The organism is Pseudoalteromonas sp. GABNS16E (assembly GCF_028598715.1).
GTDB lineage: Bacteria > Pseudomonadota > Gammaproteobacteria > Enterobacterales > Alteromonadaceae > Pseudoalteromonas > Pseudoalteromonas atlantica.
Window position 1 is genome coordinate 1 of the sequence record NZ_JAQREZ010000113.1, and the last position, 2,001, is coordinate 2,001.

General features: G+C 48.9%; 1 protein-coding gene. It reads right to left on the bottom strand.

All coding sequences use genetic code 11. The features are described 5' to 3' along the window. A partial coding sequence (locus PSI06_RS20815; protein WP_273605067.1) for a Tn3 family transposase occupies positions 1–2,001 on the bottom strand: 2,001 nt, incomplete at both ends.

The following is a 2,001-nucleotide window of genomic DNA, read 5'->3' on the forward strand; positions in this document are numbered from 1 at the left end:
CAAGTATGGTGTTACATTGTTCATTTTCAGTCACCTCAAACAGATCGTTGATGACGCTGTTAAATTGCGCGTATCGCGGTGCAAAGCTGTAGCCGCATAGATCCAATAAAGCGAAGTTGACGTGATTGACACCGTGTGTATCTGTCGAGAGTACGTCAGGTTTGATATCGCTGCTGTTGGATTGCAACAGATCATAGATATAGTGTGATTCATGCTCGTTGGAGCCGATTATCCGTGCATTCAGCGCGCTGTGATTGGCGACCAGGGTCATGGCCGTGATCCCTTTATTGGTACCGAAGTACTTCGAGGAATACCGGGTTTTAAACGTTTCCAGATGCGTTTCGAATTTCTGACCATCCGCACTGGCGTGCAACTGGTCCTCCTGAATATGGTAGTGGCGGAAGATGGGTAATGAAGCCACCGCATTATTGATCACGTCGCTGGCATCATGCAGCGTTTCAGGTCGGATATAGTTAGCCTGTACTGTACTCAGGTGTTCATAACTGCGGTCGGAGATCTGCGCCATACCATACACACCACGGTGAGTGGCGTTAGCAATCAGAATGGCCAGTAAATCATCCTGATGAGTAGTTCCCTGTTTTTGTATTGGCAGCACATGTGTCAGGCTTCGCATGAACCCGGTTTCGCGCTCAACATACCGCAGGACATCCGCGATACCGACTGGCTGCATTCGCTTAAAGAAGGGATTGTTGACCAGAGATGTAGCGCCTTTTGTTGGCAGGTGCCAGCGGGTGCCCGAGCGATTTTTCATGATTACATTGCGATTATCTCCCTCATCAATATGGCGCGCCACGTCTTTGAGCGCGCTTTCCAGTCGATGTTGTTTCTCCTGTAACAATGCGTCAACAGGTTGTTTTAGTCTGTCCAGTGTTGATGAGGCCAGCAGTGCATCCTGCGATGTTTGGGGGATCAGGTCGTCTTCCAGTGCCCGGTATTTGGTGACATTTGACAGATAAATACGTCCGTTCAGTCGTGAAGTTAACTGCCGGTAGAGCAGCCATTCATAACGTTGCGGATTAACGTTATCCTGTTTCACCAGCCATGAGAGGTGCTTTTTGGGGATAAGCGACGTATCCATTGTCATCAGTGATTCACCGGATACGATTTCCGTTTGCATCTTTTGAAGTTGGGCGACGACGGCTTCTGAGCCTTTACCGGCCTCACATTCAAGGCACAGGAACACTGGTCTTAACAACTGTTCCAGAAGGTTTCGTTGTTCGTCATAATATTGCCACTGGTACTCTTCCACGGTCCGTTTCTGTTTTTTCAGGTAAAGGCAGAGGGTCTGGATATCCCTGTCATTCATGACCTTCAATGCCTGTTGTCTGACTACTGAGAAGGGCTGATTGTCATCAATATTCTCGTCAACAAACAGGTGAAGTAGCTCTGCCGCTTTCGTGACATTGTCCGCAGCTGACTGCCAGGACAGGAACACTGCTTGTTGTGCAAAGGCGTTGGCGGCTTCCTGTTGTTTTCGGATATGGTAAACAAACCCATCCGTCAGGCGCTCCAGTGCAAGTTGCATGCGCTCTGTCAGATGACACAGTAACCACAGGTGCTGCTGTGAGCGTTTGAAGCGCCGCACTTTACTGCCGTAGTAATCAATAAGGCCGCTGAAGTGTTGTCGATTTTTTAGCGACAGATTGAGCCTGTCCACAACGTCATTTATTTGCGTGTGCCATGGTGCTAACCGGTGGTAAATGGCGAGCTCTTTTTTAAGCTCAGGCACGGTCAGACTTTTGGCACCACCCCTGAGATGGCTCAGACTCAGCCCGTCGTCTTTAGTAGTGATTATGTTGTCCAGAAAGACGTTAAGTTCATTACTGGTAAGTTGATTCAGTTGGAGCGTCAGGTCTTTTCTGACCTGTTGCATTGTGCGGCTTATCAGTCTTTGAAGCACGGAGTACTTAGGAATGGCAATGTTATGGCTGGCAAGGTATTCAATGGCCGCATCAAAGAGGTGTCGAGGCTCCAGCCAGG